The organism is Spirillospora sp. NPDC029432, assembly GCF_040703975.1.
Classification (GTDB): Bacteria; Actinomycetota; Actinomycetes; order Streptosporangiales; family Streptosporangiaceae; genus Spirillospora.
In genome coordinates this window covers 1-7,406 of the sequence record NZ_JBEZWH010000139.1, presented here as the reverse complement: position 1 = coordinate 7,406, position 7,406 = coordinate 1, and the positions used below count along the sequence as shown (strand labels likewise).

The 7,406-nt window shown below is 71.6% G+C and carries 4 protein-coding genes; 2 read left to right on the top strand and 2 right to left on the bottom strand.

All coding sequences use genetic code 11. From position 1 onward, the window contains the following. Positions 1–191: 191 nt before the first annotated feature. A complete protein-coding gene (gene gltX / locus AB0881_RS41510; RefSeq protein WP_366626406.1) occupies positions 192–1,598 on the top strand; it encodes a glutamate--tRNA ligase in 1,407 nt (468 codons plus the stop codon). Between the two features lie 45 nt (positions 1,599–1,643). Here gltX and AB0881_RS41505 read toward each other — a convergent pair whose 3' ends face one another. Then, positions 1,644–2,327, bottom strand: coding sequence for a response regulator (locus AB0881_RS41505; protein ID WP_366626405.1), 684 nt, complete (start codon positions 2,325–2,327; stop codon positions 1,644–1,646). Positions 2,328–2,385: 58 nt separating this feature from the next. Beyond that, positions 2,386–6,612, bottom strand: a complete 4,227-nt coding sequence (locus AB0881_RS41500) for a HAMP domain-containing protein (protein ID WP_366626404.1) — start codon at positions 6,610–6,612, stop codon at positions 2,386–2,388. 267 nt (positions 6,613–6,879) lie between these two features. On the opposite strand from AB0881_RS41500, the gene AB0881_RS41495 reads away from it, so the two are divergent. Then, on the top strand, positions 6,880–7,406 hold a 527-nt coding region (locus AB0881_RS41495), incomplete at its 3' end, for an ATP-binding protein (RefSeq protein ID WP_366626403.1).

The window sequence follows — 7,406 nt, the reverse complement described above, 5'->3', positions numbered from 1 at the left end:
GCCGACCGCGGAGATGGGCCGGCGGTACGGGGCGTTCGGCCCGGAGGTGAAGGTGCCGGAATCGGCGCCGCTGCTGGACCGCCTGCTGGGCATGGCCGGCCGCGACCCCCACTGGAGGCCCTGACGCCGCGGGGACATGCCCCGGGCCGGGCTCGGCGCAAACCGGTTGCCGGGCGTTCTACGCTTGGGGCATGCCTTCAACGTCTTCGATCCGTGTCCGCTTCGCCCCGTCCCCCACGGGGATGTTCCATGTGGGGGGTGCCCGCTCCGCCCTGTTCAACTGGGTGATGGCCGCGCAGTCGGGCGGGACGCTGGTCCTGCGGATCGAGGACACCGACGCCTCCCGCAACAGCCCCGAGTGGACCGAGGGGATCATCCGGGCGATGGCCTGGCTCGGGATCGACGGCGGGCAGTACGAGGGCCCCTACTTCCAGTCGGCCAACGCCGACAAGCACGCCGGGGCCGCCCGCACGCTCATCGACGCCGGGCGGGCGTACTACTGCGACTGCACCCGCGACGACGTGATCGCCCGGACCGGCGACCAGCACAAGGGCTACGACGGCTTCTGCCGCGACCGCGGCCTCGAGCCGGGGCCGGGCCGGGCGCTGCGGTTCCGCACCCCCGACGAGGGCCAGACCACCGTGGTCGACCTGCTGCGCGGCAAGCCCGTCTTCGAGAACGCGGTGCTGGAGGACTTCGTCATCGCCCGCGCCGACGGCTCGGTGACGTTCCTGCTGGCCAACGCCGTGGACGACATGAGCCAGGGCATCACCCACGTCGTCCGCGGCGAGGAGCACCTGTCCAACGCGCCCAAGCAGCAGCTGCTGTGGGAGGCGCTGGGCGGCGAGCCGCCGGTGTGGGCGCACGTCCCCGTGATCGTGAACGAGAAGCGGCAGAAGCTGTCCAAGCGCCGCGACAAGGTCGCCCTGGAGGACTACCGGGACGAGGGCTACCTCGCCGAGGCCATGCGCAACTACCTGATGCTGCTGGGCTGGGCGCCGTCCGGCGACCGCGAGATCGTGCCGTGGGAGGTGATCGTCGAGGAGTTCCGGATCGAGGACGTCAACACCTCGCCGGCGTTCTTCGACGAGAAGAAGCTGCGCGCGTTCAACGGCGAGTACATCCGGGCGCTGGCGGTCGAGGACTTCACCGCCGCCTGCCTGCCGTTCCTGGAGGGCGCCCCGTTCGAGGTGGACATGGGGGTGTTCGCCAAGCTGGCGCCGCTGGCGCAGACCCGCGTCGCGCTGCTGTCGGAGATCGTGCCGATGATCGACTTCGCGTTCCTGGACGAGCCGCCCGCCGACGAGCAGTCCTGGAAGAAGGGCATGAAGGGCCCGGCGGCCGAGATCCTCGCCGCCGCCGAGGAGGCCTACCGGGACGCCCCCTGGGAGACCGACGCGCTGAAGGACCGCCTGGAGCAGGTCGGCGCCGCGCAGGGCCTCAAGCTCGGCAAGACGCAGGCGCCGGTCCGGGTGGCCGTCACGGGCCGTACCGTCGGGCTGCCGCTGTTCGAGTCGCTGGAGATCCTCGGCCGCGAGCGGACGCTGGCCCGCATCGCCGCCGCCCGCGCGAAGCTGGCCGCCGAGCCCGCCTCCTGAGGGCGCGCCTCCTGAACCGGATGCGACCGGGGCCCGGCCGGGCGGTCAGCCGGCCGGGTCCTCGTCGCCGGTGACGGCCGTGCGCAGCTCGGCCACCCGGCGGTCGAGCTCCGCGAAGTCCTCCCGCAGCGTCGCCGGGACGCGCTTGCCCACCGACTCCAGCTGCTCCTGGACGGCGTCCAGCCGCGCCGACAGCTCCGCGGCGGCCCGCGCCTCCCCCTCCGGCACCGTGCCCGGCTCCCGGCTGGGGTCGGTGGACGGCCTGGCCTGGAGCAGGGCGGCCTGCTCGCGCAGCAGCGCCGCCTGCTCCCGCAGCAGGGTCGTCTGGTCGCGCAGCTGCTTGTTCTTGTTGTGCAGCTCCACGAACACCGACACCTTGGCCCGCAGCACCCACGGGTCGAACGGCTTGGAGATGAAGTCGACCGCGCCCGCCGCGTACCCGCGGAAGGCGTAGTCGGGGTCGCTGTTCACCGCGGTGAGGAAGATGATCGGCAGGTCGCGGGTCTTGCGCCGCCGCTTGATGTCGCGGGCGGTCTCGAAGCCGTCCATCCCCGGCATGACGACGTCCAGCAGGATCACCGCGTACTCGTCGGTCAGCAGCGCCTTGAGCGCCTCCTCGCCGGACCGGGCCCGGACCAGATCCTGATCGAGCGAGCTGAGGATGGCCTCCAGCGCGATGAGGTTCTCCTCGCGGTCGTCCACGAGCAGGATCTTCGCCTTGTCGTCCACGCTTGCTCTTCTCCGATCGCTCCGGGGCCCCGCGTGATCCTCCCGCGTGATCCTATGGTCAGCGGACGATGGACGGCTGCAGCCAGTTGCGCATGACGTCCAGAAGATGGTCCACGTCCACCGGCTTCGGCACGTAGTCCGACGCGCCGGAGGCCAGGCTCTTCTCCCGGTCGCCCTTCATCACCTTGGCCGTGATCACGATGATCGGCAGCTCGGCGAACTGCGGCATCTCGCGGATCGCGGCGGTCGTCGCGTACCCGTCGAGGCCGGGCATCATCACGTCCATCAGCACCAGCGCCACGTCCGGGTTGCGGTGCAGCACGTCGATGCCGGCCTGGCCGTCCTCGGCGTACAGCACCTCCATGCCGTAGCCCTCCAGCACGCTGGTGAGCGCGAAGACGTTGCGGACGTCGTCGTCGACGATCAGCACCTTGCGGCCCGACAGCACGGTGTCGAGGAAGTCGGCGGGCGGCTCGTCCAGCAGCCCGGTCAGCGCGGGCTCGGCCTCCTCGGGCCGCTCCCCGGCCGGCGCGGGCTGCTCGGCCGGCATGACCGGCTCCGCGGGCGGTGCCGCGGCGGCGCCGCCCGGGTCGGTCGCGGACGCGGTCACCGCCGCCGGCACCGGCTCGTCCGGCAGCACCGAGCGCCGCCGGCCGTCCGGCTCGGTGTACTGCGCGGGCAGGTACAGCGTGAACACGCTGCCCCGGCCCGGCTCGCTCTCGGCGTGGATCTCGCCGCCCAGCAGCCGGGCGATGTTGCGGCTGATCGACAGGCCCAGCCCGGTGCCGCCGTAGCGGCGGCTGGTGGTCCCGTCGGCCTGCTGGAACGCCTCGAAGATCACCTGGAGCTTGTCGGCGCTGATCCCGATCCCGGTGTCGATCACCCGGAACGCGATCACGTCCGGGGTGTTCCACAGCGCCGGCAGCGTGAAGCTGATGTCGCCCGCCCGCTCGATCCGGAGCCTGACGTCGCCCTCGGAGGTGAACTTCACCGCGTTCGACAGCAGGTTGCGCAGCACCTGCTGCAGCCGCTGCTCGTCGGTGTACAGGGACCCCGGCACCTCGGGGGAGACGTCCACCCCGAAGTGCAGGCCCTTGTCGACCGCCAGCGGCCGGAACGTGGCGTCCACGTAGTCGACCAGCCCGGACACCGCCAGCCGCTGCGGGTGCAGCTCCATCTTCCCGGCCTCGACCTTGGCCAGGTCCAGGATGTCGTTGATCAGCTCCAGCAGGTCGGTGCCGGAGTCGTGGATCGTCCGGGCGAACTCCACCTGCTTGTCGGTGAGGTTGCCGCTCGGGTTCTCCGACAGCAGCTTGGCCAGCACCAGCAGGCTGTTGAGCGGCGTGCGCAGCTCGTGCGACATGTTCGCCAGGAACTCCGACTTGTACCGCGAGGAGATCGCCAGCTGCTCGGCGCGCTCCTCCAGCGTCCGCCGGGCCTGCTCGATCTGGAAGTTCTGGATCTCGATCGCGCGGTTCTGCTGGGCAAGCAGCGCCGCCTTCTCCTCCAGCTCGGTGTTGGAGTTGCGCAGCTCGCCCTGCTGGCGCTGCAGCTCGTCCGAGCGCTCCTGGAGCTCCTGGGCCAGCCGCTGCGACTCCGACAGCAGCGACTCGGTCCGGGCGTTGGCGCTGATCGCGTTCAGCGTGACGCCGATCGTCTCGATCAGCTGGCTGAAGAACGCCAGGTGGACGTCCGTGAACCGGCTGAACGAGGCCAGCTCGATCGCGCCCAGCACCGAGTCCTCGAACATGATCGGCATCACGATGATGTTCACCGGGCCGGCCTCGCCGAGCCCCGAGCCGATCTTGATGTAGTCGGCCGGCGCGTCGGCGATCAGCATCGTGCGGTGCTCGGCCGCCGCCTGCCCCACCAGGCCCTCGCCCAGCGCGAACCGCACCGCCCCGGCCCGGCCCTTGCGCACCCCGTACCCGGCGATCAGCGCCAGCTCGGTCTCCTCGCCGGAGTGGTCGGCCAGGTAGAACGCGCCGTACTGGGCGTTGGCCGTCGGCGTCAGCTCCCGCATGATCAGCTCGGCGACCTGCATGAGGTCGCGGTGGCCCTGCATGAGCCCGCCGATCCGGGCCAGGTTGGTCTTGAGCCAGTCCTGCTCCTCGTTGGCGCGGGTGGTCTCGCGCAGGGTGGCGACCATCAGGTTGACGTTGTCCTTGAGCTCGGCGACCTCGCCGCGCGCCCCGACGGTGATGTTGCGGCTCAGGTCGCCGGTCGCGACCGCGCTGGCGACCTCGCCGATCGCCCGCACCTGCGTGGTCAGGTTGCCGGCCAGCTCGTTCACGCTCTCGGTCAGCCGCTTCCAGGTGCCCGACACGCCCTCGACCTCGGCCTGCCCGCCCAGCCGGCCCTCGATGCCCACCTCGCGGGCCACCCGGGTGACCTCCGAGGCGAACGAGGACAGCGTGTCGACCATGGTGTTCAGCGTGGTCTTCAGCTCCAGGATCTCGCCCTGGGCGTTCACGTCGATCCGCCGGGTCAGGTCGCCGTGCGCGACCGCCGTCGCCACCTGGGCGATGTTGCGGACCTGGTAGGTCAGGTTGGAGGCCATCCCGTTGACGTTGTCGGTCAGGTTCTTCCACATGCCGCCGGCGCCGGGCACCAGCGCCTGGCCGCCGAGCCGGCCCTCGGTGCCGACCTCGCGGGCGACGCGGGTGACCTCGTCGGCGAACGCCGACAGCGTGTCGACCATCTGGTTGATGGTGTCCTTGAGCTGCAGGATCTCGCCCTGCGCGTCCACGGTGATCTTCTTGCCCAGGTCGCCCTCGGCGACCGCGGTGGTGACCTGGGCGATGCCGCGGACCTGGGTGGTGAGGTTGTTGGCCATCGAGTTGACGTTGTCGGTCAGGTCCTTCCAGACCCCGCTGACCCCGCGCACGTTGGCCTGGCCGCCCAGCCGGCCCTCCGCGCCCACCTCGCGGGCGACTCGGGTCACCTCGTCGGCGAACGCCGACAGCTGGTCCACCATCGTGTTCATGGTGTCCTTCAGCTCCAGGATCTCGCCCTGGGCGTCCACCGTGATCTTCTTCGTCAGGTCGCCCTGCGCGACCGCCGTGGTGACCTGGGCGATGTTGCGGACCTGGTAGGTCAGGTTGGAGGCCATCCCGTTGACGTTGTTGGTCAGGTCCTTCCACACGCCGCTCACGCCGGGGACCCGCGCCTGGCCGCCGAGCCGGCCCTCGGTGCCGACCTCGCGGGCGACGCGGGTGACCTCGTCGGCGAACGCCGACAGGGTGTCGACCATCTGGTTGACCGTCAGCTTCAGCTGGAGGATCTCGCCCTGCGCGCCGACGGTGATCTTCTTGCCCAGGTCGCCCTCGGCGACGGCCGTGGTGACCTGGGCGATGCCGCGGACCTGGGTGGTGAGGTTGTTGGCCATCGAGTTGACGTTGTCGGTCAGGTCCTTCCAGACCCCGCTGACCCCGCGCACGTTGGCCTGGCCGCCCAGCTGCCCCTCGGTGCCGACCTCGCGGGCGACGCGGGTGACCTCGTCGGCGAACGCCGACAGCTGGTCCACCATCGTGTTGACGGTGAGCTTCAGCTCCTGCAGCTCGCCGGTCGCCTCGACCGTCACCTTCCGGGTCAGGTCGCCCTCGGCCACCGCCGTGGTCACCTCGGCGATGTCGCGGACCTGGTCGGTCAGCCGGCCCGCCATCGCGTTCACCGCGGCGGTCACGTCCCGCCACCGGCCGGTCATCCCGCGGGCCGACGCCTGCCCGCCCAGCCGGCCCTCGGTGCCGACCTCCCGGGCGAACTGGCTCACCTCCCAGGTGAACCGGTCGAGCAGCTCCACCATCCCGTTCACCGAACGGGCCATCCGCAGCAGCTCGCCGCGCATCGGGCGGCCGCCCACCCGCAGCTCCACCCGCTGGCTGAGGTCGCCCTGCGCGACCGCCTCGACCACCTGGTACATGCCGGTGGCCAGATCCGTCAGCTTGTCGATGATCCCGTTGGCGTCCTCGACGCCCGCCGCCCAGCTGCCCTTGAGCGTGCCCGGCGTGATCCGGCCGCGCAGCCGCCCCTCCCGGCCGATCTGCTGCCGCACCTGGCTCAGCCCGGAGGTCAGGTGCTCGCCGTTCTCCCGGATCTCCTCCAGGATCGCGGCCGCCTCGGCGACCGCGCCCTCCCCGGGCACGTCGAGCTCGGTCCGGGCCTTGCCGTCCCGGACCGCGGCGAGCGCCTTCAGCAGCGGCGCCAGGTCCGCGTCGCTGTAGCGGGGTGTGGTGTCACGGAACGACCCTCCGTTACGACGGGTACTGGACGCGGTACGGGGCATGCTCTTCATCCTCCTGGCCCGCGATATGGGTATACGGAAACCACGGATACACGGATACCTTGTCCGGGGCCGCACCTGTACTCTACGTCGGCTCCTGGCAGGGACACCGGCTCCCGGGGCACCGGGACCGCGGGGGCGGCCTGTAGCGTTCGTGTTACCGTCTGTCGCGCGGGACGGCGTGGCCAGGGCACTCCCGCTGGCTGCCGGGCATTCCTGGCCGAGTGGTCGACCAGTCTGTCACGATAGCCAGACCCGGGAGAACAACGCGTGAGTGAGGGACGACTGTTGGAACGGCAGACGGTGTCGGCCACCTTCCCGTCCGCCGCGACCTCCGTGGCGGACGCCCGCCAGTTCGTCCGGCGGGTGCTGGCCGACTGGGGCATGGAGGAGGCCGCCGACGACGCCGTGCTGGCCACCAGCGAGCTGGCCACCAACGCCGTCACCTACGCCGGCACCTCGTTCGAGGTCGCCTGCCGCCTGACCGACGACGGGGACATCCTCGTCGAGGTCCGCGACCTGCACCCCACCCGCTCGATCGCGATGCCCGGGATGAACGCCTCCAGCGGCCGGGGGCTGCCCTCGATCGCCCGGCTGGCCGCGTCCTGGGGCGTCACCTACGACCGCCGCACCAAGGGCGTCTGGTTCCGGCTGCCCCGGCCCGGCGCCGGCAACGGTTCCGCGCCGCCGCGCGTGTCGTCGCCGCCGCGCCGGGCTGTCCCCCACCGCGCGGTACGGGGGCGACGAGGTGGTCTGGAGCGACCGGCGGGGCGGGTGAGCTCGGGCGATCCCCGCGT